Genomic DNA, 24596 nt, shown 5'->3' on the forward strand with positions numbered 1-24596 from the left:
TATGATCAAAGTAGCAACCCAGACACCGATACTCAGTCTCTTCTTGCTGATTTTATCCTTAGAGACATCTTTCATTCCTTCGATTGCTCTTAATCTTTCAGTAGTCGCATTTTGCATTCTCTTCATGCTCTACCACCGTCGTTTTAAGATGTTGGCTTGGATGCTTGTGCTCGCCATTTTGCCATCCTTCGCTAACTATTGGGCAGTTCAGTTACATGGGGATGCTTCTCAGGCAGTCATGCTTGGGACGAGAGCTTTTGTGACAGTTTGTATCGGTCTTGTCTTTGTTTCCAGTATTTCCCTAAAAGAGCTTCTCTTGTACTTGGCTCAAAAGGGGTTATCACGGTCTTGGGCCTATGCCTTGATTGTGGTATTCAATGCATTTCCTCTCATTCAACAAGAAATCAAGTCCCTCAAGGAAGCTTGCCTATTACGTGGTCAAGAACTGCATGTTTGGTCGCCCTTGATTTACAGTAAGGTTCTGATGACAGTTTTTAGATGGCGCCATCTTTACTTGAGAGCTCTATCTGCGCACGGATATGACGAACATGCACAGTTGAAGAATAGCTATCGGATTTTTTATATTCCTAAAAAAACAAAATTAATCTACCTGCTTATCTTTTTATTGCTTCAAACCAGTTTATTTCTATAAAGGAGTTATTATGGAATTTACAGATATTGCTATGGAATTATCCAAGGAAGCTTGGCAGGCCTCCTTTCATCACCCTTTTGTTTTACAGTTGCAAGAGGGGAATTTAGAACCTTCTATTTTCCGCTATTACTTAATTCAGGATGCTTATTACCTGAAGTCTTTTTCAGAAGCTTATCACCTCTTGGCTGATAAGACTTCAAATGAGAAGATGAAAAGACTCTTGAAACAAAATGCCCAGAGTCTAGTGGATGGTGAGTTGTTTATCCGCCAACAATTTTTCAAGGAATTAGGAATCAGTGACCAGGAAATGGAGGAGCAACCGATTGCTCCAACCTGTTATCATTACATTTCTCACATTTATCGTCAATTTGAAGAAGCAAATCTAGCCATTGCTTTTGCTAGTTTGCTCCCATGTCCTTGGTTATACCATGATTTGGGCAAGGCACTGAATCGCAAACCATCCCCGAATCCTCTTTATCAACAGTGGATTGAAACCTATATCACCGATGAATTAGAACAGCAGATTAAAGAGGAAGAAGCACTGGTCAATCAGCTCTATCGAGAAAGCAATGAGACGGACAAACAAAAAATGCTAGAGGCCTTCCACCGAAGTGTCCACATGGAAGCCAAGTTTTGGGAGATGGCTTACCAACATCAAACATGGACGAGTGATTTGCAGTCCTTAGAAAAAGAGAAGAAATAAAAAATGAGAAACCACCAACTACAAGTTCACAAATTAACCATTTTATCCATGATGATTGCTCTTGACGTAGTCCTTACACCCATCTTTCGAATTGAAGGAATGGCACCGATGTCTAGTGTAGTCAATATTCTGGCAGGAATCATGATGGGACCTGTTTATGCCTTGGTCATGGCTACAGTGACAGCCTTTATCCGTATGTCTACTCAAGGCATTCCCCCTTTGGCCCTAACAGGAGCTACCTTTGGAGCCCTCCTTGCAGGTCTCTTTTATAAGTATGGTAGAAAATTTTACTTTTCTGCCCTAGGAGAAATCTTGGGAACAGGGATTATCGGTTCCATTGTTTCCTATCCAGTCATGGTTCTCTTTACGGGATCTGCGGCCAAGCTTAGCTGGTTTATCTACACCCCTCGATTTTTCGGAGCAACCTTGATCGGTACAGCGATTTCCTTTATTGCCTTTCGATTTTTAATCAAGCAGGAATTCTTTAAAAAAGTGCAAGGATATTTTTTCAGTGAAAGGATAGACTGATGCAGAAATTGACAAATCCTTTCCCTCTAGCAACCAGTTCCTTGATTCACTGTATTACCAATGAGATTTCTTGTGAGATGCTGGCTAATGGCATTTTGGCTCTGGGATGCAAACCTGTTATGGCAGATGATCCCTGTGAGGTTCTTGATTTTACTAAGCAAAGTCAGGCCCTCTTCATCAATTTGGGGCATTTGTCTGCTGAGAAGGAAAAAGCAATCCGTATGGCAGCTTCTTATGCAGACCAAACTTGTCTCCCAATGGTAGTAGATGCGGTTGGCGTAGCAGCATCACCCATTCGTAAGGGACTAGTCAGAGATCTTTTAGAATACAAGCCCACGGTCCTTAAAGGAAATATGTCTGAAATCCGAAGTCTTGTTGGTTTAAAGCACCATGGAGTTGGGGTTGATGCGAGTTCTAAAGATCAAGAAACTGAGGATTTGCTCCAAGTCTTGAAAGACTGGTGTCAGCTTTATCCTGGTATGTCATTTTTAGTCACTGGACCCAAGGACCTCATTGTTTCAGAAAATCAAGTTGCTGTATTGGGAAATGGCTGTGCAGAATTGGACTGGATAACAGGGACGGGAGATCTGGTTGGAGTCTTGACAGCCGTTTTTCTCAGCCAAGGAAAGACTGCATTTGAAGCTTCTTGCCTAGCAGTCTCTTATCTCAATATCTCTGCCGAGAGAATTCTTGTTCAAGGAATGGGATTGGAAGATTTTCGTTACCAAGTTCTCAATCAGCTCTCTCTCCTAAAAAGAGACGAAAACTGGCTAAAAGCTATCAAAGGAGATATTTATGAATAGAGAAGCACTCAGACTATATCTGGTAACCAATCGCTACCAAGATTCCTTGGAAAGCTTTCTTGAAAAAGTTGAGGCGGCCTGCCGTTCAGGTGTTACCATCATCCAACTACGAGAAAAAAATCTCACAACCAATCAATACTATCACTTGGCAAAACAAGTCAAGGAAATAACCGATGCCTATCAGGTCCCCTTGATTATCGATGATCGTTTGGATGTTTGTCTTGCAGTAGATGCTGCAGGTCTGCATATTGGCGACGATGAGCTACCAGTTTCGGTTGCCCGCAAAGTCTTGGGTCCTGACAAAATTCTCGGTGTTACTGCTAAAACAGTAAAAAGGGCTCTTGAGGCGGAAACATCGGGTGCGGATTACTTGGGAACAGGAGCCATTTTCCCGACTACGACCAAAGAAAATGCACCTATCACCCAGATTTCAACCTTGAAAACCATTTGCCAAAGGGTTGCCATTCCAGTAGTTGCCATTGGAGGCTTGACGTCAGAGAACATTGACCAACTTACGGGTACTGGCATAGCTGGTGTAGCAGTCGTCAGGGATCTGATGCAGGCAGAAGATATAGAGGCAAAAACGCAAGCTTTTTTAACAAAGTTGGATGACATTATTTTCTAATCAAAAACTCTCTAATTTCCTTATTGCGGGAACTAGAGAGTTTTTTCTTAATCTTTAAAGCTTGTATGGTTGACTGGGCCAGAACCGTGACCGAGTTGAGGAGCGTCTTGGATGGCTTTTGTGATAAAGGCCTTGGCCTTATCCACTGCCTGATAAAGACTTCTGCCCTTGGCAAGTTCAGCCGTAATCACAGCAGCAAAGGTACATCCAGTACCATGGGTGTGACAGGTTTGAATTCTAGGACTTTCCCAGACAAATTGCTCATCCTTGGTAAAAAGGAAATCCTTGGCAACACCTTCAAGATGGCCACCTTTGATTACCACAGACTGAGGACCAAATTCTTTTAAAATCAGGCGACCAGCATGTTGCATGTCTGCTGGATCATGAATCGAAAAACCAACAATCTCTTCTGCCTCAGGAAGATTGGGAGTGATAATGCTTGCAAGGGGAAGCAGGTTTGTTTTTAGGTAGATTCTCGCACTAGAATCAATCAGGGTATCACCGCTTGTTGCGACCATAACAGGGTCCAGCACGTAGGGGCAGTCCAGTTTTTTAAGATAGGGTTGGATAATCTCCATGATTTCAGTAGTTGCCAACATACCAGTTTTTACAGCCTGGGGCTTGATATCCGAAAAGACACTTTCCAATTGAGCTTCCAGCATTTGGTTGGAGACGTGCTCGATTAATTGAACGCCTCTGGTATTTTGAGCGACAAGGCTGGTCACAACGGCCATTCCATAGACATCTCTCGCTTGGAATGACTTCAAATCTGCCATAATGCCAGCACCGCCACTAGGGTCAGTTCCAGCAATGGTTAGAGCAACGGGTAAATAAGTCATCTAAAACCTCCCAACCAACTGAAGTTTGTATTCTCAAGAACAAGCTGGTCTGTTTCAGGAAAGTAATAGAAGACTGGGTAGTCCTCACTATTTTCCACTTCCATCAGCTAGCATTACCTAGATTGAGTCAAAGGGATCTAACAGTTGTTAATCTCAGCTTTACGCACCCCTAGTGGTTGTTTTCTTTTTTCTTCAGTATAGCATATTTTTATAGTTTATATAGTAAAATTTGACTGCAAATCTCTCGTTACATGATTGGAATTCTATTTTTCGAAAAAATAATAAAAATTATAGTTGACAAATGTAGATTTTCGGAGTATACTAATAATTGTAATCGACAAATGTAGATTTAGGAGGTGTGATTATGCAGATTTCAGATGCAGAATGGCAAGTTATGAAGATTGTTTGGATGCAGGGGGAACAGACCAGTAGCGATTTGATCAAGGTTTTGGCGGAGCGGTTTGACTGGTCCAAGTCAACCATTCAAACTCTTTTGGCTCGTTTGGTTGAGAAAGAGTGTCTGACAAGGAAAAAAGAAGGCAAGTTCTTTGTCTATTCAGCCCTTTTGACTCTGGATCAAAGTCGAGACTTGCTTGTCCAAGATATCAAAGACAAGGTTTGTTCCCGTAGGATTAAGAACTTGTTGGCTGATTTGATTGTGGAATGTGATTTCACTTTGGCTGACTTGGAAGATTTGGAAGCTGTGATTTCTGAGAAAAAAACTAGCGCAGTTGCTGAAGTAAAATGTAATTGTATGTAAAGGAGACGCCATGTTAAATAGTATTGTAACCATTATTTGTATTTCCCTTATCGCGTTTATCTTGTTTTGGTTTTTCAAAAAGCCTGAAAAATCTGGACAGAAGGCCCAGCAAAAAAAGGGCTACCAAGAGATCCGAGTGGAAGTCATGGGGGGCTATACGCCTGAGTTGATTATTCTTAAAAAATCAGTGCCAGCCCGCATTGTCTTTGATCGCAAGGACCCGTCACCCTGTCTGGATCAGATCGTCTTTCCAGACTTTGGAGTGCATGCGGATCTTCCTATGGGTGAAGAGTATGTAGTGGAAATCACGCCTGAGCAGGCTGGAGAGTTTGGCTTTGCATGTGGTATGAACATGATGCACGGTAAGATGATTGTAGAGTAGGAGGAGATTATGACTGAAATTGTGAAAGCAAGCCTAGAAAATGGCATTCAAAAAATCCGTATACGAGCTGAAAAAGGTTATCATCCAGCTCATATCCAGCTTCAAAAAGGGATTCCGGCTGAGATTACCTTTCATCGTGCCACTCCTTCAAACTGTTACAAGGAAATTCTTTTTGAAGCAGAAGGTATTCTAGAACCAATCGGCGTGGACGAAGAGAAGACAATTTGTTTTACTCCTCAAGAATTAGGCCAACATGAATTTTCTTGTGGCATGAAGATGCAAAAGGGAAGCTATACAGTTGTTGAGAAGACGCGAAAATCTTTGTCACTTTTGCAACGTTTTTGGATTACCAGTATCTTTACTGTGCCTCTTGTTATTCTCATGATTGGGATGTTGACAGGGACTATCAGTCATCCAGTCATGCATTGGGGTACCTTTTTAGCTACAACGCCTATTATGCTTGTGGCAGGCGGTCCTTATATTCAGAGCGCTTGGGCCAGCTTTAAAAAGCACAATGCCAACATGGATACCTTGGTGGCACTGGGAACTCTAGTGGCCTATCTCTATAGCCTAGTTGCCCTCTTTACTGGGCTTCCTGTTTACTTTGAAAGTGCTGGATTTATCCTCTTCTTTGTTCTTTTGGGAGCCGTTTTTGAGGAAAAAATGCGGAAAAATACTTCCCAAGCTGTGGAGAAACTACTGGACTTGCAAGCTAAAACAGCAGAAGTCTTGCGTGAGGATAGCTATGTACAAGTTCCTTTGGACCAAGTCAAGGTAGGTGATCTGATTCGAGTGCGTCCTGGTGAAAAGATTGCGGTTGATGGTGTTGTAGTGGAAGGTATGTCCAGTATTGACGAATCCATGGTAACAGGTGAGAGTCTGCCGGTAGACAAAACAGTTGGAGATACCGTCATTGGCTCCACCATCAATAATAGTGGAACGCTTGTTTTTAAGGCAGAAAAAGTTGGCTCAGAGACGGTCTTGGCACAGATTGTAGACTTTGTCAAGAAAGCTCAGACCAGCCGCGCACCGATTCAGGATTTGACGGATAAAATTTCAGGAATTTTTGTCCCAGCAGTTGTCATTTTAGCGATTCTAACTTTTTGGATTTGGTTTGTCTTGCTTGAGGCTAGCTTTGTGGCCTCTCTTCTTTATGGGGTAGCAGTTCTGATTATCGCCTGCCCTTGTGCCCTGGGTCTCGCAACACCGACAGCCCTGATGGTAGGGACAGGACGTAGTGCCAAGATGGGTGTTCTCCTCAAAAATGGGACCGTCTTACAGGAAATCCAGAAAGTCAAAACTCTCGTCTTTGATAAGACAGGAACTTTGACGGAAGGAAAACCAGTAGTCACTGATATCATTGGCGACGAGACAGAAGTACTTGGCTTAGCTGCCTCTTTAGAAGAAGCCTCTCAACACCCATTGGCTCAAGCTATTGTCAAGCGAGCGAGTGAAGCAGAACTTGAGCTTCATACTGTAGAGAATTTCCAAGCCGTTCATGGAAAAGGTGTTTCAGGGCAAATCAATGGGAAACTAGTTTTGCTCGGAAATGCTAAAATGCTAGATGGCATGGATATTTCGAGTGCTTATCAGGAAAAACTAGAAGAACTGGAAAAAGAAGCTAAGACAGTTGTCTACTTGGCTGTTGACAATGAAATCAAAGGCTTGCTTGCCTTGCAAGATATTCCCAAGGAAAATGCTAAACTCGCCATCAATCAGCTGAAAAAACGTGGTCTCCGAACAGTTATGCTGACAGGAGATAATGCTGGCGTGGCGCGTGCCATTGCAGATCAGATCGGCATTGAAGAGGTTATTGCGGGTGTCTTGCCAGAAGAAAAAGCCCATGAAATCCATCAACTGCAACAGGCTGGTAAAGTAGCCTTTGTCGGAGATGGTATCAATGATGCGCCAGCTCTCAGTGTGGCGGATGTGGGGATTGCTATGGGAGCTGGAACAGATATCGCCATCGAGTCAGCAGATTTGGTGTTGACAACCAATAATCTCTTAGGAGTGGTACGTGCCTTTGACATGAGTAAGAAGACCTTTAATCGTATTCTGCTCAATCTTTTCTGGGCCTTTATCTACAATGTTATCGGAATTCCGATTGCAGCAGGAGTCTTTTCAGGAATTGGTCTCGTTCTCAATCCAGAACTGGCTGGTCTAGCCATGGCCTTTAGTTCTGTATCTGTATTAACCAGTTCACTCATGCTAAACTTTAGTAAAATAGACTAAAAGCGAGCTTGCTCGCTTTTTATACTCTTCGAAAATCTCTTCAAACCACGTCAACGTCGCCTTGCCGTAGCTATATGACATTGACTCCGTCAGTTCTATCCACAACCTCAAAACAGTGTTTTGAGCAACCTGCGGCTAGTTTCCTAATTTGCTCTTTGATTTTCATTGAGTATTATTATAAAACAGATATTAAAAACGTTTTCAAACTGTACTGTAATAGAGAATAAAAACTTCTGAGCAGATTCTTAGGAGACCCAAAACAAATGTGGTAAAGTAGTAGAGTAAAAATTTGCTGAAACGTTTCCAATTAGTATATGAAAACGGGTTTATCAAGTTTTAAAAATATTTGAAGGAGAGTTATCATTATGACTCAAGGGAAAATTACTGCATCTGCAGCAATGCTCAACGTATTGAAAACATGGGGCGTAGACACTATCTACGGTATCCCATCAGGAACACTCAGCTCATTGATGGACGCTTTGGCTGAAGACAAAGATATCCGCTTCTTGCAAGTTCGCCACGAAGAAACGGGTGCTCTTGCAGCGGTGATGCAAGCTAAATTCGGCGGCTCAATCGGGGTTGCAGTAGGTTCAGGTGGTCCAGGTGCGACTCACTTGATTAACGGTGTTTACGATGCAGCTATGGATAACACTCCATTCCTTGCTATCCTTGGATCACGTCCAGTTAACGAACTCAACATGGATGCTTTCCAAGAATTGAACCAAAACCCAATGTACAACGGTATCGCTGTTTACAACAAACGTGTAGCTTACGCTGAGCAATTGCCAAAAGTAATTGACGAAGCTTGCCGTGCTGCAGTTTCTAAAAAAGGTCCAGCTGTAGTTGAAATTCCAGTAAACTTCGGTTTCCAAGAAATCGACGAAAACTCATACTACGGTTCAGGTTCATACGAACGTTCATTCATCGCTCCTGCCTTGAACGAAGTTGAAATCGACAAAGCTGTTGAAATCTTGAACAATGCTGAACGTCCAGTTATCTACGCTGGTTACGGTGGTGTTAAAGCAGGTGAAGTGATTACTGAATTGTCACGTAAAATCAAAGCACCAATCATCACAACTGGTAAAAACTTTGAAGCTTTTGAATGGAACTACGAAGGTTTGACAGGTTCTGCTTACCGTGTTGGTTGGAAACCAGCCAACGAAGTGGTCTTTGAAGCAGACACCGTTCTTTTCCTTGGTTCAAACTTCCCATTTGCTGAAGTTTACGAAGCCTTCAAGAACACTGAAAAATTCATCCAAGTTGATATTGACCCTTACAAACTTGGTAAACGTCATGCCCTTGATGCTTCTATCCTTGGTGATGCAGGTCAAGCAGCGAAAGCAATCCTTGACAAAGTAAACCCAGTAGAATCTACTCCATGGTGGCGTGCAAACGTTAAGAACAACCAAAACTGGCGTGATTACATGAACAAACTCGAAGGTAAAACTGAGGGTGAATTGCAATTGTACCAAGTTTACAATGCTATCAATAAACATGCTGATCAAGACGCTATCTACTCAATCGACGTAGGTGACACTACTCAAACATCTACTCGTCACCTTCACATGACACCTAAGAACATGTGGCGTACATCTCCACTCTTTGCGACAATGGGTATTGCCCTTCCTGGTGGTATCGCTGCTAAAAAAGACAATCCAGATCGCCAAGTATGGAACATCATGGGTGACGGTGCATTCAACATGTGCTACCCAGACGTGATCACAAACGTTCAATACGACCTTCCAGTTATCAACGTTATCTTCTCAAATGGTAAATATGCCTTCATCAAGGACAAATACGAAGACACAAATAAACACTTGTTTGGTTGTGACTTCACAAACGCTGACTACGCAAAAATTGCTGAAGCACAAGGTGCTGTTGGATTTACAGTTGATCGTATCGAAGACATCGACGCAGTTGTTGCAGAAGCTGTGAAACTCAACAAAGAAGGTAAAACTGTTGTTATCGATGCTCGCATCACGCAACACCGTCCACTTCCAGTAGAAGTACTTGAATTGGATCCAAAACTTCACTCAGAAGAAGCAATCAAAGCCTTCAAGGAAAAATACGAAGCAGAAGAACTCGTACCATTCCGCCTCTTCTTGGAAGAAGAAGGATTGCAATCACGCGCAATCAAATAATTTCTCTCATCGAAAATCAAAGGTAAACTTTGTAGATTTTATTCTTTGATTTTCTTAGAGCAGAACTTGAAAAGATCGGAGCAATCCGGTCTTTTTCTGGAGGATAGTAAATGAATTTAAATCAATTAGATATAATCGTTTCAAATGTTCCTCAAGTCTGTGCCGACTTGGAGCGTATTTTGGATAAAAAGTCCGATTATGTTGATGACAGTTTTGCTCAGTTTACGATTGGCAGTCACTGTCTCATGTTGTCCCAAAATCACCTGATTCTTTTGAACAATTTTCAGTCAGGAATCATTCTTCACATCGAGGTTGAGGATCTAAATCAGAATTACCAACGGTTAAAAGAGATTGGCACTGAGATTTTACACGGTCCAGCTGTAACTGATTGGGGAACAGAATCCTTATTAGTTAGAGGACCTGCTGGTCTAGTGATTGATTTTTATCGAATGAAATAGGACGATTAGTCATTTGAAGTTAACCTTAATCATTCTTAAAACAGAATGTGAGAATAGGAACTATTGAAAGATCGGAGCAATCCGGTCTTTTTCTTATCACAAGATTGTGATAGTTTACATCTTCATAACAAAAGCATCAAAGTCTTGATTGTTTTGGAAAAAGATTATAAAATATGATTCATAAAAAGGAAAGAGGTTTTGAAAATGTCTGAAAAACAAATGAAAGTTTTGGGTTGGATAGCGACCTTCATGTCTGTTATGATGTACGTGTCTTACTTCCCACAAATTATGAACAACCTGGCTGGTCAAAAAGGGAACTTTATCCAGCCCTTGGTTGCTGCAATCAACTGCAGCCTTTGGGTCTACTACGGCTTGTTCAAAAAAGAAAGAGATATTCCGCTTGCCGCTGCCAATGCACCAGGTATCGTTTTTGGTCTGGTAACAGCTATTACGGCATTAATTTAAAAAGAAGACTGGTCTCAGTCTTTTTTTGTACATAAAAATAGATTCTCAAGTAAAGAAAGTCTAATGAGAGCTGAGGAGAATAGCCGTTGACAGCGAGCTTTCTGAGTGCTGCTTTAGAGGTTCCTCCATAAAGTAAAAGATTATTTCGTTACTATTTTTATAAAATCTTCTCTCTACTTTATAAGATGTGAAAAAGAGTTCAATTAGACCAAGCTTTTTGCTATAATGAGGGGAGAAAAACAGACAGGAGAATAAGATGTCAGAACCATTATTTTTACAATCAGTTATGCAAGAAAAAATCTGGGGTGGAACCAAGCTACGTGATGAGTTTGGCTACGACATCCCAAGTGAAAAAATAGGAGAATACTGGGCTATCTCAGCCCACCCAAATGGTGTTTCAAAGGTCGCTAATGGGCGCTTTGAGGGAACAGACCTCGCTACTTTGTATGCGGAGCACCGTGAATTGTTTGGCAACCGTCCAGAGCCTGTATTTCCGCTTTTGACCAAGATTCTCGATGCCAATGACTGGCTCAGCGTCCAAGTTCACCCAGACGATGCCTATGGATTAGAACATGAAGGCGAGCTCGGAAAAACAGAGTGCTGGTACATCATCGCAGCAGATGAAGGTTCAGAGATTATCTATGGTCACAATGCCAAGTCAAAAGAAGAACTCCGTCAGCAAATCGAAGACAAGAACTGGGATGCTTTGCTGACAAAAGTACCAGTGAAGGCTGGAGATTTCTTCTATGTACCAAGTGGCACCATGCACGCTATCGGCGCAGGTATCTTGATTCTTGAAACCCAGCAGTCTAGCGATACCACCTACCGTGTCTATGACTTTGACCGTAAGGATGACAAGGGCAACCTGCGTGAACTTCACCTTGAAAAATCCATCGATGTTTTAAACATTGGAGAACCTGCCAATAGCCGACCTGCCACTGTCAAAGCAGATGATCTACGTTCCACTCTCCTTGTGTCCAATGATTTCTTCGCAGTTTACAAGTGGGAAATTACTGGAAAAGTTGACTTCGAAAAGACAGCTGACTACAGCTTATTGAGTGTCTTGGATGGGGAAGGTCAGTTAACAGTTGACGGGAAAAACTATCCAATCCAAAAAGGTAGCCACTTTATCCTACCAAGTGATGTTGAAGCTTGGACCTTGGAAGGGCAAGGTTTGGAATTGATTGTTAGCCATCCATAAAAAGAAAGGGCCTGAGTTTACTACTCAAGTCCTTTTTGATTACATAAATTGGGCGATAAAAACCACGATGATGATGATTGGAATGATAAAACGAAGAAGGAAGAGCCAGACTTGGAAAAGTCCCTGTTTCCATGCTCTTTCATCGAGATGGAGTTCCTCCTTAGCAAGAGCCTTTTTAAAGATATAGCCTGTAAAAAGTGAAAGGCAGAGAGCTCCAAATGGCATGAGAAGATTGGAAACCAAGAAGTCCATGGCGTCAAAGAAGGTTTTACCAAAAATGTGAACATCCGCCATAACTCCGTAAGATAGGGCTGAAGGAATGCCAAAGACGAAGGTCAAGATTCCTAAAATGACACTCCATTTAGCCCGCTTGCTGTTGTCCTGATTGGTGATATTTCCCACATTGATTTCCAGCATCACGACAGATGAAGTGACTGTCGCAAAAAGGAAGAGCAAGAGGAAGAGGATGTAGAAAATGGTTCCAAAGGGCATCTTGTCAAAGAGTTGAGGCAAGACGATAAAGAGCAGGCTTGGTCCCCCTTCAGACTGGATATTGAAGGCTGACATGGCTGGGAAAATGGCTAGACCTGCCATGATGGATATTGAAGGCTGACATGGCTGGGAAAATGGCTAGACCTGCCATGATGGATACCGAGATGTTCATGGATACGATGGAAATCCCTGACTGGACCAGATTGGTTTTCTTGTCTAAGTAAGAAGCATAGGTCAGCATGGCTGTAACCCCTAGTGAGAGAGCAAAGAAAGATTGTCCCAGAGCATAGAGGAGACCAGCACTGGTCAGTTTTGAAAAGTCTGGTTTTAGGAAGTAAAGAACCCCTTCCATAGCATTTGGCAAGCTGAGAGAGCGCCCGATGATCACGACAAAGATGATAAAGAGCAGGGGCATCATGACTTTCGAAGCTCTTTCGATCCCTTTTTGAACCCCACGTGATACAATAAAGATATTCAATAAGATAAAGGCAGCTTGAGCTCCTAGGGCAATGGCTGGATTTGAAATGATCGAAGTAAATAACTGAGCATAATCACCCGTTCCACCAAGTTGGAACAATTTCCCAAACTCAATACCCAGATAGACTAGAATCCATCCTCCAATAACACTGTAAAAGGAGAGAAGGATAAAGAGGGCAAAGGCACCAATCCAACCGATAAAGTTGTACTTGTTATTCTTGCCAAGTTTTCCAAAGGTTTTGATAGCGGAAACGCCAGCACTACGGCCAAGGGCAAATTCAGCCAGCAGGAGCGGGAAACCGATTAAAATGGTAGAAATGAGAAAGACCAACAAAAAGCCTCCCCCGCCATTAGCAGCAGTCATGTAGGGGAACTTCCAAACGGCACCAAGTCCGATAGCTGAACCAGCAGATGCTAGGATAAAGCCTAGTTTCGAGCCCCATTGCGATTTTTCTGACATAGTTGAAACTCCAATCTCGTTTTTTAAAATAAGAGAAGGCTACTTGAGTTGTCAAATAGCCTTCTCTCAATGGCTCTCTATGAGCCTACTGTTTGATTGATAGACTGGACTATCCTATCATGTTTTCTAAGGCCTGTCAAGAAAACCATTTTCAAGTTTTCACACCTTTCTCAAAAAGTTAAAAATTTTTCGCAAAAACACTTGACTCTGACCTAAGGGGAGGGGTTATACTATGCTTGTAAGGAGGAAATCATGTACCATATAAAAGAAGCTGCGCAGCTTTCAGGTGTCTCTGTTAAGACTCTGCATCACTACGATAAGATAGGGCTCTTGGTTCCCTTAAAGTTGGAAAACGGCTATCGAACCTATAGTAAAGAGGATTTGGAACGCCTTCAGGTTATTCTGTATTATAAATATCTAGGTTTTTCTTTAGAAAAAATAGCAGAGCTGTTAAAGGAAGAAAGGGCAGATTTATTGCCCCATTTGACTAAGCAGTTGGAGTATTTGACTCGAGAAAGGCAACACCTGGATACCTTGATTTCCACCTTGAAAAAAACCATTCAAGATCAAAAAGGAGAAAGAAAAATGACTATTGAAGAAAAATTCACGGGATTTAGCTATCAAGACAATCAAAAATACCACCAAGAAGCGGTAGAAAAATATGGTAAAGAAGTCATGGATCAAGCCTTCGAACGCCAAAAAGGTCGTGAAGATGAGTCTACGGCCGCCTTTAACCAAGTTTTTCAATCCTTGGCACAAAACCTTCAAGCTGGTTTACCTGCAACAGCAATTGAAAACCAAGAGCAAGCTGTCAAGCTCTTGCAAGCCATTCGTACTTATGGATTTGACTGCTCTATTGAAGTCTTCGGACATATCGGTAAAGGCTACGTCTGCAACCCAGAGTTCAAGGAAAATATTGACAAGTTTGGATCTGGTACAGCCCAGTACACATCAGATGTCATTGCAGCTTACGTTCGAACAAATGCAGAATAAATAGGCTAGGAATTTCCGAGCCTATTTTTTACTTCAAATCATAAAGCCAGTCTTCGCCGTCTTTGTAGTAGAAGAATTCACTCAGATCCTCTTCTACAAATACACGAAGCATATCAGACATATCATTAGTAGCAAGTTTTAGATGAGATAGATTGTCAAAATCCTCCCACCAAACCTTCCCTTCGTCTGAAGACTGGAGTTCACCAGTAAAGAGTTCTGTCTTGTAAAAAAGGACGACATAACGATAATCCTTGTTATCGTACCAGTTTTTGATACCACAGAGTTGGGGTTTGGAAATGGTCAGACCAGTTTCTTCTTTCACTTCACGAATGACAGCATCGACAAAGGATTCGCCACGTTCAACATGACCACCAGGAAAAGTAATGCCGGGCCAGTCGGGACTAACTCGATCTTGAACCAGAACCTTGTCTCCGTTTTGAATCATACACATGTTGACAAATTCGACTGTTTCTCTTCTGTTCATTTTTCACAACCTTTGATCTTTAATCATAATGCAGACTTCCTGCCACCCAACCGGTACAGAGGGCAGAAGTGATGTTAAAGCCGCCCGTGTGGGCATTGATATCCAGTACCTCGCCAGCAAAGTGGAGCCCAGGAACGAGTTTGCTTTCCAGAGTTTTAGGATTGATTTCTTTGAGACTGACACCGCCTTTGGTGACAAAGGACTTAGCAAGGGACATTTTGCCAGTCACAGGAATTTTGAGGGCCTTGATAGATTGGACAAGCTGGTCGCGTTCTTTTTCAGTTAGCTGTTTGACTTTTTCAGGAAATCCTTGTACAAAAAACTCAGCCAAGCGTTCCGGAAGCAAAGTTTTCAAAGCATTCTTCAAGGATTTTTCCCGATTTTCTTCTAGAAATGCCACCAAGTCGCTCTCAGAAAGTTGAGGCAAAACATCCAGTGAGAGAACCTCTCCACCCTTGACAAGACTAGACATACGCAGAGCAGCAGGACCGGATAGACCAAAGTGGGTAAAGAGCAGATCGTGAGTGATGACATGCTTGCCATAGCTTAAGGTCACATCGTCTAGTGAAATCCCCTGAAGCGCTTTGTGTGGAAAATCAGTCAACAATGGGCTCTCAGCAGCTTCAAGCTCAGTAATGGTATGTTTAAAATGACGGGCAATCTCGTGACCAAAACCAGTCGAGCCAGTAGAAGGATAGGATTTTCCACCAGTTGTGACTATGAGTTTATCACAAGTGAAGGTCTGGTCCGCGGACTTCAGGACAAACTGGTCGTCTATCTTTTTAACCGAAACAATTTCTGTTTGAGTGAGAACTTGTCCGCCTAGCTCAGCGATTTTCTTTTCCAAGGCCTCGATAATAGTCCGAGATTTATCGCTAGCAGGAAAGACACGACCGTGGTCTTCAACCTTAAGTTTAACACCGTTTTCTGTGAAAAAGTTGATGATATCATGGTTATCAAACTGGGAAAAGACACTGTATAGAAAGCGTCCATTTCCAGGGATACCAGCTAGTAGGTCATCTAAACTTCCGTTATTGGTCACATTGCAGCGACCACCGCCCGTTCCAGCTAATTTTTTCCCAAGTTTGCGATTTTTCTCGATGAGAAGGGTTTTCTGACCATAAAAGCTACTGGAAATCGCAGCCATCATACCAGCAGGCCCTCCACCAATGACAATAGTATCAAAATGTTTCATAAATCTATTGTACCACAAAAAACAAGAGATGCTTGGCATCTCTTGTTGCTCATGATCTTAGTTAATTTCATATCCCATCAACAAACCGCCATCTTCTGCATAGAAACTGCAGAGACCAGATGTTGGAATGATTTTGATATCAGCTTGTGGGAAGGTTTCCAGCAAGCGTTCCGACAATTGCTGACAGAATTTTTCATTGCTACGATGAGCCATGACGATACGGCCACCAGCATAGCCAGCCTTGGTGAGTTCTTCATAGGCTGCTTGAAGGGATTTTTTAGCACCGCGAGCCTTTTGTAGCAACTCTAGGGTTCCTGTTTCACTTGCTTCCCCAACCATACGGATGTTGAGAAGGCCAACGACCGTACCGATCAGCTTACTCAAACGGCCATTTTTAACCAAGTTATCAACTTTAGCGAGGACAAAGAGCAACTTTGTTTTTTCTTGGTAGGCAGTAATAGCTTCAACAATATCCTCATAAGAAAGTCCTTGATCAATCAAATCATTGATCTTTTCTACAATTAAGTCAACTTCCCCACCCGCAGATAAACTATCAATCACATGAATCTGAGTGTCAGGATATTCTTCAAGATAGATATTCTTAGCGAGCTGTGCACTATTATGGCTACCTGAAAGAGTACCAGTAATGGTAACGACAAAGATATGCTTAGCACCTTCAAATGCACGCAGGTAATCATCAGGGCTAGGACAGGCTGATTTTGAAGCCTCGGAAGTCGCATACATGGTTTCCATCATGTGGTCAATGTCAAGATTGGCATCATCAATAAAGACCTGATTAGCTACTTGAATGGTTAAAGGAACACTAACAAATTCAGTATCAATAGCAGGAGTTGCCAGTTGACGATAATCACAACCAGAGTCAGCTACAATCTTCCAAGTCATAGAAATTCTCCATCTTTGTCACTTATACATTGACAAAGGTTCTGTCTTTTTTTACAATTATATCATGAAAGCCCTTGAAACAAAAGTACCACCTCTCTGTTGTCACAAGTAGAAAGAAATTGTTATGTCTGAACGTAAAATATCTGAAAAATCTCTTGAAAATCTCAGAAAATCAAATCAAGAATCCAATTTTTTAACCAGAGAAGCAATCGAGACGGCTCTTTTGCAACTTCTAGAAAAAAAAGATTTGGCCAAGATCAGCATTTCGGAGCTGGTCAAGCGAGCGGGCGTCTCTCGTGCTGCCTTCTATCGTAACTATGACTCTAAAGAAGAAATTTTGGAAAGCGTCTTTAAACGCAGTGTCCATAACATCATGGAACAGCTCAGCCACTACGATGTCAAAACGGACCTTTATCTAGTCTGGGTTCACCTTTTTCGAGCAGCCAAGAAAGAAGCCAAGGTTATCCAACTTGCTCTGGACTACCACTTGGAAAAGATTTTCGTCCAAGCCATGCAGGAATTTCTGGAAAAATACCACGGAAAATCAAAAGGTGTCAGCAGCTACCTTCATTCCTTTTGGAGTTCTGCCATCGTATCGGTTCTGCTCAAATGGATCAAGGATGGAATGAAGGTTCCAGCTGAAAAGATTGCTGATCTACGCTTGCCATTTTTCAAAAAATAAAGGACAAGGAGAAGAATTATGAAAGAAAAAAGACTGGCTTGGGATGAGTACTTTGCAGCCCAGGCCCTATTAATTGCCAATCGTTCTACCTGCAAACGTGCCAAGGTGGGAGCTGTCCTCGTCAAGGATAATAAGGTGATTTCAACAGGCTACAATGGTTCCGTATCAGGAACAGAGCACTGTATCGACCACGAATGTTTAGTCATTGAAGGCCACTGTGTCCGTACCCTTCACGCTGAGGTCAATGCTATTCTCCAGGGGGCTGAACGAGGGGTTCCTAGAGGATTTACAGCCTATGTGACCCATTTCCCCTGTCTGAACTGCACCAAACAACTGCTACAAGTTGGTTGTAGTCGCGTCGTTTACATCAACCAATACCGAATGGATGACTATGCCCAGTACCTTTATCATGAAAAAGGCACCGAGTTAACCCATTTACCATTAGAGACTGTTCAGACAGCTCTTCAAGAGGCAGATTTGATTTAAAAATTAATTAAAATAAATGGTTTAGAAAGCTTTTTAAACCGTTTTTTGATATAATAAGAAGAATAAATTGAAAGAAGGAACTCAGAAAATGGGAAAAATTGAAGTCATTAATCATCCACTTATTCAACACAAATTGTCAATCTTGCGTCGTACAGACACTTCCACAAAGGCTTTTCGTGAACTAGTAGACGAGATTGCAATGTTGATGGGATATGAAGTACTTCGTGATCTTCCACTTGAAGACGTGGAAATCGAAACACCTATCACAAAGACCGTTCAAAAACAATTGGCTGGTAAAAAATTGGCGATTGTCCCAATCTTGCGTGCAGGTATCGGGATGGTAGATGGGCTCTTGAATCTGGTTCCAGCAGCAAAAGTTGGACACATCGGTATGTACCGTGATGAAGAAACCCTTCAACCAGTTGAATACTTAGTGAAATTACCTGAGGATATTGACCAACGTCAAATTTTTGTCGTTGATCCAATGTTGGCAACAGGTGGCTCAGCAATCTTGGCAGTAGATTCCCTTAAAAAACGTGGCGCTTCAAATATCAAGTTTGTCTGCCTAGTATCTGCTCCAGAAGGAGTGAAAGCCCTCCAAGAAGCACACCCAGATGTAGAAATTTTTACTGCGGCCTTGGATGAACGCTTGAACGAACACGGTTATATCGTTCCAGGTCTTGGAGATGCTGGAGACCGCTTGTTTGGTACTAAATAAAATTCCAAAGTAAATAGTGAAACTAGAAGTTCGTTTTTGACTTGAAAGGAGGTTGAGTTTTTGTTTCTGTTTAGAGAATAGAGCAAAAATTTGACCTTTTTTGACCAAAAAGATATAATAGTTCTGTATCGAGTCGTATGACTAAGAAAATTTAACCTTAAAAGGAGAAATGAATGATTCCTGTAGTTATTGAACAAACAAGTCGTGGAGAACGTTCATATGATATTTACTCACGTCTTCTGAAAGATCGCATCATCATGCTAACAGGTCCAGTTGAAGACAATATGGCCAACTCCGTTATCGCCCAATTACTTTTCTTGGATGCCCAAGATAGTACAAAAGATATTTACCTTTATGTCAACACACCTGGAGGCTCTGTTTCAGCTGGTTTGGCAATCGTTGATACCATGAACTTTATCAAGGCAGATGTCCAAACAATCGTTATGGGGATGGCTGCATCCATGGGGACTGTCATTGCATCAAGTGGCGCAAAAGGCAAACGTTTCATGCTTCCAAATGCAGAGTACATGATTCACCAACCAATGGGTGGTACAGGTGGTGGTACCCAACAGACAGATATGGCAATCGCTGCAGAGCACTTACTTAAAACTCGTAAGACTTTGGAGCAAATTCTTGCAGATAACTCTGGTAAAACAGTTGAGCAAATTCATGTAGACGCAGAACGTGATTACTGGATGAGTGCCCAAGAAACACTTGAGTATGGTTTCATTGATGAAATCATGGCCAACAACTCTTTGAGCTAACCAACCTAAAAAGCAAACTCGACGGGGTTTGCTTTTTTTGATATAATAGGAGCAGATTTCTTAGAAAGAGGGTTCATCATGTTTGAAAAGGTCAATCGATCGGGATTAATCATCTATCTTTACTATAATCGGGATGCAAAAAAACTTCAGGAATACGGTGATATCTGTTACCATTCCAAAAAACATCGTTACTTGCAGCTCTATGTTTCAACTGCGGAGCTAGATGACTTAGTTGAGAGATTAGGTAAGGAAAGATATATCAAGAAAATTAGACGGTGTCACATTCAAGAGTTAGAAACTCCTTTTGTTGGCAATCTCTATCGAAATGAAGAAAACGTTATCATTTAAAAAAGTGAATAAAAAGGTTGACAATTTTCTGATAATTCGGTATATTCTTAACATACTATTTTGGAACAACATTATAAGGAGATAAAAAATGAAGAAAAAATTTGCCCTATCTTTTGTGGCCCTTGCTAGCGTAGCCCTTCTCGCCGCTTGTGGAGAGGTCAAATCAGGAGCCTCAAACGCTGCTGGTAACTCAGTCGATGAAAAGACAATTAAAATCGGATTTAACTTTGAAGAAACAGGTGCCGTAGCAGCCTACGGAACATCTGAACAAAAAGGAGCTCAACTTGCCGTTGATGAAATCAATGCAGCAGGTGGTATCGATGGAAAACAAATCGAAGTTGTAGACAAAGACAACAAGTCAGAGACTGCCGAAGCAGCTTCTGTTACAACGAACCTTGTTACCCAATCAAAAGTAGCAGCTATTGTAGGGCCTGCGACATCTGGTGCAACTGCTGCAGCTGTAGCTAACGCTACCAAAGCTGGAGTGCCATTGATTTCACCAAGTGCTACTCAAGACGGTTTGACTAAAGGTCAAGATTACCTATTTATCGGAACATTCCAAGATAGCTTCCAAGGGAAGATTATTTCAAACTATGTGACAAACAAATTGAATGCTAAGAAGGTTGTTCTTTATACTGACAATGCTAGTGACTATGCTAAAGGTATTGCTAAATCTTTCCGTGAAACCTACAAGGGTGAGATTGTAGCAGATGAAACGTTTGTAGCAGGTGATACAGACTTCCAAGCAGCCCTTACTAAAATGAAAGGGAAAGAGTTTGACGCTATCGTTGTCCCAGGCTACTACACAGAAGCAGGTAAAATCGTAAACCAAGCCCGTGGTATGGGAATTGATAAACCAATCGTTGGTGGTGATGGATTTAACGGTGAAGAATTTGTTCAACAAGCAACAGCTGAAAAAGCATCAAACATTTACTTCATCTCAGGATTCTCAACTACAGTTGATGTTTCTGAAAAAGCTAAAGCCTTCCTTGAAGCATACCGTGCTAAATACAATGAAGAGCCTTCAACCTTCTCAGCCTTGGCCTATGACTCAGTTTACCTAGTAACAAATGCTGCAAAAGGTGCTAAAAACTCAGGTGAAATCAAGGACAACCTTGCTAAAACCAAAGATTTTGATGGTGTAACTGGTCAAACAAGCTTTGATGCTGACCACAATACAGTGAAAACTGCTTACATGATGACTATGAACAATGGTAAAGTAGAAGCAGCAGAAGTTGTAAAACCATAACATTAGAATAGTAGTTGAAATAGGGAATGAGCCTTTGACTCACTCCCTGTTTCGGTGTTTATGAACTTGTGAAAATGATGAAAATTTTCTAAAAAATAACAATAGAAAAGAGTGAATGCTATGCTCCAACAACTTGTGAATGGTTTAATTCTGGGTAGTGTTTATGCACTTTTGGCCTTGGGTTATACCATGGTTTATGGAATTATCAAACTCATCAACTTCGCCCACGGTGATATTTATATGATAGGTGCCTTTATTGGTTACTTTTTGATTAATTCCTTCCAAATGGATTTCTTTTTAGCTTTGATTATTTCAATGGCAGGAACTGCACTACTTGGTGTTGTGATTGAATTTCTTGCCTACCGTCCTTTGCGACACTCTACACGTATTGCTGTATTGATTACTGCCATCGGGGTGTCTTTCCTACTGGAATACGGAATGGTTTATCTCGTGGGCGCCAATACTCGTGCCTTCCCTCAAGCAATTGAAACCGTCCGTTTTGATTTCGGGCCAATTAGCTTGACAAATGTTCAATTGATGATTTTAGCAGTTTCTGTACTCTTGATGGTTTTATTGCAATTGATCGTTCAAAAAACAAAAATGGGGAAAGCCATGCGTGCGGTATCAGTTGATAGCGACGCAGCTCAATTGATGGGAATTAATGTAAATCGTACAATCAGTTTTACCTTTGCTTTGGGTTCAGCCCTTGCTGGTGCAGCAGGAGTCCTCATTGCCCTTTACTACAACTCTCTTGAACCTTTGATGGGTGTGACTCCAGGTCTAAAATCATTCGTTGCGGCCGTACTCGGTGGTATCGGGATTATTCCTGGTGCAGCTCTAGGAGGATTTGTGATTGGCTTGTTGGAAACATTTGCTACTGCCTTTGGTATGTCTGATTTCCGTGATGCTATCGTGTATGGAATCTTGCTTTTGATTCTGATTGTTCGACCTGCAGGTATCCTTGGTAAGAATGTGAAAGAGAAGGTGTAAACAATGAAGACAAATCTTAAAATAAATATTCTCTGGTTATTCCTTCTGTTAGCGGGTTATGGATTGATTAGTGTACTGGTTTCTGCTGGTGTTCTCAATCTATTCCATGTACAAATTTTAGAACAAATTGGGATTAATATCATCCTTGCAGTAGGTTTGAACTTAATCGTTGGTTTTTCAGGACAATTTTCACTCGGTCATGCAGGTTTTATGGCGATTGGGGCTTATGCAGCAGCGATTATTGGTTCAAAATCACCAACCTATGGTGCCTTCTTTGGAGCGATGGTTTTGGGTGCCTTGATTTCTGGTGCAGTCGCTTTGCTCGTTGGGATCCCAACACTCCGTTTGAAGGGTGACTACCTGGCAGTTGCGACACTAGGTGTTTCAGAAATCATTCGTATCTTTATCATTAATGGTGGCAGTTTGACCAACGGTGCTGCTGGTATCTTGGGTATTCCAAACTTTACTAACTGGCAAATGGTTTATCTATTTGTGGTGATCACAACTATTGCAACTCTCAACTTCTTACGTAGTCCAATTGGACGCTCTACTCTATCTGTTCGTGAGGATGAGATTGCTGCAGAATCCGTTGGGGTAAACACCACAAAGATCAAGATTATCGCTTTTGTCTTTGGAGCCATTACAGCAAGTATTGCTGGTTCACTTCAGGCTGGTTTTATCGGATCTGTTGTCCCAAAAGATTACACCTTTATTAATTCCATCAATGTGTTGATTATCGTTGTATTTGGTGGACTTGGATCGATTACTGGTACCATCGTTTCAGCGATTGTTTTAGGAATTTTAAATATGCTCCTTCAGGATGTAGCAAGCGTACGTATGATTATCTACGCTTTGGCTCTTGTATTGGTCATGATTTTCAGACCAGGTGGACTTCTTGGGACATGGGAATTGAGTCTATCACGTTTCTTTAAAAAATCGAAGAAGGAGGGACAAAACTAATGGCATTACTTGAAGTTAAACAGTTAACCAAACATTTTGGCGGTCTAACAGCTGTTGGAGATGTCACTCTTGAATTGAACGAGGGAGAATTGGTTGGTCTGATTGGACCAAACGGAGCTGGTAAAACAACCCTTTTCAATCTCTTGACCGGTGTTTATGAACCAAGCGAAGGTACTGTGACATTAGATGGGCACCTCCTCAATGGGAAAACTCCCTATAAGATTGCTTCACTTGGACTCAGCCGTACTTTCCAAAATATTCGTTTGTTCAAGGACTTGACAGTTTTGGAAAATGTTTTGATTGCATTTAGTAATCATCATAAACAACATGTCCTTGCGAGCTTTCTACGTCTACCAGCTTTTTATAAGAATGAGGAAGAATTAAAAAGCAAAGCTTTGGACTTGCTGAAGATTTTTGATTTGGATAGTGACGCAGATACTCTTGCTAAGAATCTGGCCTATGGTCAACAACGCCGATTAGAAATCGTTCGTGCTCTGGCAACTGAACCTAAGATCCTCTTTTTGGATGAACCTGCAGCTGGGATGAATCCTCAAGAAACAGCTGAATTGACAGAATTGATCCGTCGTATCAAAGATGAATTTAAAATTACTATCATGCTCATCGAACACGACATGAATTTGGTTATGGAAGTCACTGAGCGTATCTATGTTCTTGAATATGGTCGCCTGATTGCTCAGGGAACTCCTGACGAAATTAAGACGAATAAACGTGTTATCGAAGCTTATCTAGGAGGTGAAGCCTAATGTCTATGTTAAAAGTTGAAAACCTCTCTGTGCATTACGGTATGATCCAAGCAGTTCGTGATGTAAGTTTCGAGGTTAATGAAGGTGAGGTTGTTTCCTTGATTGGTGCCAATGGTGCTGGTAAAACAACCATTCTTCGTACCCTTTCAGGTTTGGTTCGTCCAAGTGCTGGTAAAATTCAGTTTTTAGGAAAAGAAATTCAAAAGTTACCAGCTCAAAAAATTGTTGCAGGTGGCCTTTCACAAGTTCCTGAGGGACGCCATGTTTTCCCTGGCTTGACTGTTATGGAAAACTTGGAAATGGGAGCCTTTTTAAAGAAAAATCGTGAAGAAAATCAAGCCAACTTGAAAAAAGTCTTTTCACGTTTCCCTCGTCTGGAAGAACGCAAAAACCAAGATGCGGCAACTCTTTCAGGCGGTGAACAGCAGATGCTGGCTATGGGACGCGCTCTCATGTCTACACCTAAGCTCCTCCTCTTGGATGAGCCGTCAATGGGACTTGCCCCTATCTTTATACAAGAAATTTTTGATATCATTCAAGATATTCAGAAGCAAGGAACAACAGTTCTTCTAATTGAACAGAACGCTAACAAGGCCCTCGCTATCTCTGACCGTGGTTATGTCCTTGAAACAGGAAAGATTGTCCTATCAGGAACAGGAAGAGAACTCGCCTCATCAGAAGAAGTCAGAAAAGCATATCTAGGTGGCTAAAACAATCCAGTGGATTGTTTTAGTCGGCGGATAAGGATTGCAACCAAGCGAAACCTAATACGACTACTTATCAAAAATATAAAATATTTCAGGGCTCCAGAATAAGGAGCTCTTTTATGTATATGTTTTTCA

At 41.7% G+C, this 24596-nt stretch carries 27 protein-coding genes, 1 pseudogene and 1 riboswitch; of the genes and pseudogenes, 23 read left to right on the forward strand and 5 right to left on the reverse strand.

The annotated features are described in order from the left end of the window. Nucleotide 1: 1 nt before the first annotated feature. Genes M1F56_RS08560 through thiE form a run of 5 tightly spaced genes read left to right on the forward strand, consistent with a single transcriptional unit; the run spans nucleotide 2 to nucleotide 3311 of the window. Nucleotides 2-652, forward strand: coding sequence for an energy-coupling factor transporter transmembrane component T (locus M1F56_RS08560; RefSeq protein ID WP_247917441.1), 651 nt, complete (start codon nucleotides 2-4; stop codon nucleotides 650-652). A gap of 10 nt (nucleotides 653-662) precedes the next feature. Continuing rightward, on the forward strand, nucleotides 663-1355 hold the full coding sequence (gene tenA, locus M1F56_RS08565) for a thiaminase II (protein WP_045617466.1): 693 nt from the start codon (nucleotides 663-665) through the stop codon (nucleotides 1353-1355). Nucleotides 1356-1358: 3 nt separating this feature from the next. Next, nucleotides 1359-1883: an energy coupling factor transporter S component ThiW gene (thiW, locus tag M1F56_RS08570; protein WP_247917442.1), complete on the forward strand. Its 525-nt coding sequence runs from the start codon at nucleotides 1359-1361 to the stop codon at nucleotides 1881-1883. Next, nucleotides 1883-2686 (forward strand): hydroxyethylthiazole kinase, encoded by an 804-nt coding sequence (locus M1F56_RS08575; RefSeq protein WP_247917443.1) that lies wholly within the window; start codon nucleotides 1883-1885, stop codon nucleotides 2684-2686. Before thiW ends, M1F56_RS08575 begins: the two co-directional genes overlap by 1 nt. After that, nucleotides 2679-3311, forward strand: a complete 633-nt coding sequence (thiE, locus tag M1F56_RS08580; protein ID WP_247917444.1) for a thiamine phosphate synthase — start codon at nucleotides 2679-2681, stop codon at nucleotides 3309-3311. Before M1F56_RS08575 ends, thiE begins: the two co-directional genes overlap by 8 nt. 47 nt (nucleotides 3312-3358) lie before the next feature. On the opposite strand, the gene thiD is transcribed toward thiE, so the two are convergent. Further along, nucleotides 3359-4150, reverse strand: coding sequence for a bifunctional hydroxymethylpyrimidine kinase/phosphomethylpyrimidine kinase (gene thiD / locus M1F56_RS08585; RefSeq protein ID WP_247917445.1), 792 nt, complete (start codon nucleotides 4148-4150; stop codon nucleotides 3359-3361). Nucleotides 4151-4232: 82 nt separating this feature from the next. Next, a riboswitch (TPP riboswitch) is annotated at nucleotides 4233-4331 on the reverse strand. 183 nt (nucleotides 4332-4514) lie between these two features. Here thiD and M1F56_RS08590 point away from each other — a divergent pair. From M1F56_RS08590 to manA, 7 genes are all read left to right on the forward strand, one after another. Further along, a complete protein-coding gene (locus tag M1F56_RS08590) occupies nucleotides 4515-4910 on the forward strand; it encodes a CopY/TcrY family copper transport repressor (RefSeq protein WP_247917446.1) in 396 nt (131 codons plus the stop codon). Between the two features lie 10 nt (nucleotides 4911-4920). Further along, nucleotides 4921-5292: a cupredoxin domain-containing protein gene (locus tag M1F56_RS08595; protein ID WP_247917447.1), complete on the forward strand. Its 372-nt coding sequence runs from the start codon at nucleotides 4921-4923 to the stop codon at nucleotides 5290-5292. Between the two features lie 9 nt (nucleotides 5293-5301). Further along, on the forward strand, nucleotides 5302-7524 hold the full coding sequence (locus tag M1F56_RS08600) for a heavy metal translocating P-type ATPase (RefSeq protein ID WP_247917448.1): 2223 nt from the start codon (nucleotides 5302-5304) through the stop codon (nucleotides 7522-7524). A gap of 365 nt (nucleotides 7525-7889) precedes the next feature. Beyond that, entirely contained in the window at nucleotides 7890-9665 is a 1776-nt protein-coding gene (gene spxB / locus M1F56_RS08605; RefSeq protein WP_084921435.1) for a pyruvate oxidase, read from the forward strand. A gap of 110 nt (nucleotides 9666-9775) precedes the next feature. Next, complete coding sequence (locus M1F56_RS08610) at nucleotides 9776-10123, forward strand: VOC family protein (RefSeq protein ID WP_084872723.1); 348 nt, start codon at nucleotides 9776-9778, stop codon at nucleotides 10121-10123. A gap of 204 nt (nucleotides 10124-10327) precedes the next feature. Further along, on the forward strand, nucleotides 10328-10588 hold the full coding sequence (locus M1F56_RS08615) for an SWEET family sugar transporter (protein ID WP_247917449.1): 261 nt from the start codon (nucleotides 10328-10330) through the stop codon (nucleotides 10586-10588). Nucleotides 10589-10844: 256 nt separating this feature from the next. After that, a complete protein-coding gene (gene manA, locus M1F56_RS08620; protein WP_247917450.1) occupies nucleotides 10845-11789 on the forward strand; it encodes a mannose-6-phosphate isomerase, class I in 945 nt (314 codons plus the stop codon). 39 nt (nucleotides 11790-11828) lie between these two features. Here manA and M1F56_RS08625 read toward each other — a convergent pair. After that, nucleotides 11829-13218: pseudogene (locus M1F56_RS08625) on the reverse strand (sodium-dependent transporter). A 252-nt stretch (nucleotides 13219-13470) separates the two neighbouring features. Between M1F56_RS08625 and M1F56_RS08630 the strand changes: the two are divergent. Then, nucleotides 13471-14211: a MerR family transcriptional regulator gene (locus M1F56_RS08630; protein ID WP_247917451.1), complete on the forward strand. Its 741-nt coding sequence runs from the start codon at nucleotides 13471-13473 to the stop codon at nucleotides 14209-14211. 28 nt (nucleotides 14212-14239) lie between these two features. On the opposite strand, the gene M1F56_RS08635 is transcribed toward M1F56_RS08630, so the two are convergent. The 3 genes from M1F56_RS08635 to M1F56_RS08645 are packed head-to-tail and all read right to left on the reverse strand — an operon-like array spanning nucleotide 14240 to nucleotide 16793. Beyond that, nucleotides 14240-14695, reverse strand: a complete 456-nt coding sequence (locus M1F56_RS08635) for an 8-oxo-dGTP diphosphatase (protein ID WP_247917452.1) — start codon at nucleotides 14693-14695, stop codon at nucleotides 14240-14242. A gap of 19 nt (nucleotides 14696-14714) precedes the next feature. After that, nucleotides 14715-15890, reverse strand: a complete 1176-nt coding sequence (locus M1F56_RS08640) for an NAD(P)/FAD-dependent oxidoreductase (RefSeq protein WP_247917453.1) — start codon at nucleotides 15888-15890, stop codon at nucleotides 14715-14717. A gap of 57 nt (nucleotides 15891-15947) precedes the next feature. Further along, complete coding sequence (locus tag M1F56_RS08645; RefSeq protein WP_247917454.1) at nucleotides 15948-16793, reverse strand: DegV family protein; 846 nt, start codon at nucleotides 16791-16793, stop codon at nucleotides 15948-15950. A gap of 124 nt (nucleotides 16794-16917) precedes the next feature. Here M1F56_RS08645 and M1F56_RS08650 point away from each other — a divergent pair, with 124 nt between their 5' ends. The 10 genes from M1F56_RS08650 to M1F56_RS08695 all read left to right on the forward strand — a co-directional run bounded on the left by M1F56_RS08650 (nucleotide 16918) and on the right by M1F56_RS08695 (nucleotide 24464). Next, nucleotides 16918-17475, forward strand: a complete 558-nt coding sequence (locus M1F56_RS08650; protein ID WP_000003897.1) for a TetR/AcrR family transcriptional regulator — start codon at nucleotides 16918-16920, stop codon at nucleotides 17473-17475. Nucleotides 17476-17493: 18 nt separating this feature from the next. Beyond that, complete coding sequence (locus tag M1F56_RS08655; protein ID WP_247917455.1) at nucleotides 17494-17961, forward strand: deoxycytidylate deaminase; 468 nt, start codon at nucleotides 17494-17496, stop codon at nucleotides 17959-17961. Between the two features lie 88 nt (nucleotides 17962-18049). Beyond that, complete coding sequence (upp, locus tag M1F56_RS08660) at nucleotides 18050-18679, forward strand: uracil phosphoribosyltransferase (RefSeq protein ID WP_000515972.1); 630 nt, start codon at nucleotides 18050-18052, stop codon at nucleotides 18677-18679. Between the two features lie 173 nt (nucleotides 18680-18852). Next, nucleotides 18853-19443 (forward strand): ATP-dependent Clp protease proteolytic subunit ClpP, encoded by a 591-nt coding sequence (gene clpP, locus M1F56_RS08665; protein WP_000613469.1) that lies wholly within the window; start codon nucleotides 18853-18855, stop codon nucleotides 19441-19443. Between the two features lie 78 nt (nucleotides 19444-19521). Beyond that, entirely contained in the window at nucleotides 19522-19791 is a 270-nt protein-coding gene (locus M1F56_RS08670; RefSeq protein WP_247917456.1) for a YlbG family protein, read from the forward strand. A gap of 88 nt (nucleotides 19792-19879) precedes the next feature. Continuing rightward, complete coding sequence (locus tag M1F56_RS08675; protein WP_247917457.1) at nucleotides 19880-21040, forward strand: ABC transporter substrate-binding protein; 1161 nt, start codon at nucleotides 19880-19882, stop codon at nucleotides 21038-21040. 120 nt (nucleotides 21041-21160) lie between these two features. Beyond that, nucleotides 21161-22030 carry a branched-chain amino acid ABC transporter permease gene (locus tag M1F56_RS08680; RefSeq protein WP_000941407.1) on the forward strand — a complete coding sequence of 290 codons (870 nt, stop codon included), beginning with the start codon at nucleotides 21161-21163 and terminating at the stop codon, nucleotides 22028-22030. Between the two features lie 3 nt (nucleotides 22031-22033). Then, nucleotides 22034-22990: a branched-chain amino acid ABC transporter permease gene (locus M1F56_RS08685; protein WP_000856249.1), complete on the forward strand. Its 957-nt coding sequence runs from the start codon at nucleotides 22034-22036 to the stop codon at nucleotides 22988-22990. Next, entirely contained in the window at nucleotides 22990-23754 is a 765-nt protein-coding gene (locus tag M1F56_RS08690; RefSeq protein WP_001186017.1) for an ABC transporter ATP-binding protein, read from the forward strand. The genes M1F56_RS08685 and M1F56_RS08690 overlap by 1 nt, the downstream gene beginning before the upstream one ends. Beyond that, a complete protein-coding gene (locus M1F56_RS08695; protein WP_033605913.1) occupies nucleotides 23754-24464 on the forward strand; it encodes an ABC transporter ATP-binding protein in 711 nt (236 codons plus the stop codon). The genes M1F56_RS08690 and M1F56_RS08695 overlap by 1 nt, the downstream gene beginning before the upstream one ends. Nucleotides 24465-24596: the final 132 nt, after the last annotated feature.

This window comes from Streptococcus oralis, assembly GCF_023109005.1.
Taxonomy (GTDB): Bacteria; Bacillota; Bacilli; order Lactobacillales; family Streptococcaceae; genus Streptococcus; species Streptococcus oralis_BU.

Coding starts and splice junctions, on each gene's coding strand:
- M1F56_RS08645 (WP_247917454.1), bottom strand. CDS start 16,793: ATGACTTGGAAGATTGTAGCTGACTCTGGTTGTGATTATCGTCAACTG.
- M1F56_RS08670 (WP_247917456.1), top strand. CDS start 19,522: ATGTTTGAAAAGGTCAATCGATCGGGATTAATCATCTATCTTTACTAT.
- M1F56_RS08600 (WP_247917448.1), top strand. CDS start 5,302: ATGACTGAAATTGTGAAAGCAAGCCTAGAAAATGGCATTCAAAAAATC.
- M1F56_RS08685 (WP_000856249.1), top strand. CDS start 22,034: ATGAAGACAAATCTTAAAATAAATATTCTCTGGTTATTCCTTCTGTTA.
- M1F56_RS08655 (WP_247917455.1), top strand. CDS start 17,494: ATGAAAGAAAAAAGACTGGCTTGGGATGAGTACTTTGCAGCCCAGGCC.
- M1F56_RS08650 (WP_000003897.1), top strand. CDS start 16,918: ATGTCTGAACGTAAAATATCTGAAAAATCTCTTGAAAATCTCAGAAAA.
- M1F56_RS08690 (WP_001186017.1), top strand. CDS start 22,990: ATGGCATTACTTGAAGTTAAACAGTTAACCAAACATTTTGGCGGTCTA.
- M1F56_RS08610 (WP_084872723.1), top strand. CDS start 9,776: ATGAATTTAAATCAATTAGATATAATCGTTTCAAATGTTCCTCAAGTC.
- M1F56_RS08675 (WP_247917457.1), top strand. CDS start 19,880: ATGAAGAAAAAATTTGCCCTATCTTTTGTGGCCCTTGCTAGCGTAGCC.
- manA (WP_247917450.1), top strand. CDS start 10,845: ATGTCAGAACCATTATTTTTACAATCAGTTATGCAAGAAAAAATCTGG.
- M1F56_RS08560 (WP_247917441.1), top strand. CDS start 2: ATGATCAAAGTAGCAACCCAGACACCGATACTCAGTCTCTTCTTGCTG.
- M1F56_RS08680 (WP_000941407.1), top strand. CDS start 21,161: ATGCTCCAACAACTTGTGAATGGTTTAATTCTGGGTAGTGTTTATGCA.
- M1F56_RS08595 (WP_247917447.1), top strand. CDS start 4,921: ATGTTAAATAGTATTGTAACCATTATTTGTATTTCCCTTATCGCGTTT.
- M1F56_RS08630 (WP_247917451.1), top strand. CDS start 13,471: ATGTACCATATAAAAGAAGCTGCGCAGCTTTCAGGTGTCTCTGTTAAG.
- spxB (WP_084921435.1), top strand. CDS start 7,890: ATGACTCAAGGGAAAATTACTGCATCTGCAGCAATGCTCAACGTATTG.
- thiW (WP_247917442.1), top strand. CDS start 1,359: ATGAGAAACCACCAACTACAAGTTCACAAATTAACCATTTTATCCATG.
- M1F56_RS08640 (WP_247917453.1), bottom strand. CDS start 15,890: ATGAAACATTTTGATACTATTGTCATTGGTGGAGGGCCTGCTGGTATG.
- thiD (WP_247917445.1), bottom strand. CDS start 4,150: ATGACTTATTTACCCGTTGCTCTAACCATTGCTGGAACTGACCCTAGT.
- thiE (WP_247917444.1), top strand. CDS start 2,679: ATGAATAGAGAAGCACTCAGACTATATCTGGTAACCAATCGCTACCAA.
- M1F56_RS08635 (WP_247917452.1), bottom strand. CDS start 14,695: ATGAACAGAAGAGAAACAGTCGAATTTGTCAACATGTGTATGATTCAA.
- M1F56_RS08615 (WP_247917449.1), top strand. CDS start 10,328: ATGTCTGAAAAACAAATGAAAGTTTTGGGTTGGATAGCGACCTTCATG.
- M1F56_RS08590 (WP_247917446.1), top strand. CDS start 4,515: ATGCAGATTTCAGATGCAGAATGGCAAGTTATGAAGATTGTTTGGATG.
- tenA (WP_045617466.1), top strand. CDS start 663: ATGGAATTTACAGATATTGCTATGGAATTATCCAAGGAAGCTTGGCAG.
- clpP (WP_000613469.1), top strand. CDS start 18,853: ATGATTCCTGTAGTTATTGAACAAACAAGTCGTGGAGAACGTTCATAT.
- upp (WP_000515972.1), top strand. CDS start 18,050: ATGGGAAAAATTGAAGTCATTAATCATCCACTTATTCAACACAAATTG.
- M1F56_RS08575 (WP_247917443.1), top strand. CDS start 1,883: ATGCAGAAATTGACAAATCCTTTCCCTCTAGCAACCAGTTCCTTGATT.
- M1F56_RS08695 (WP_033605913.1), top strand. CDS start 23,754: ATGTCTATGTTAAAAGTTGAAAACCTCTCTGTGCATTACGGTATGATC.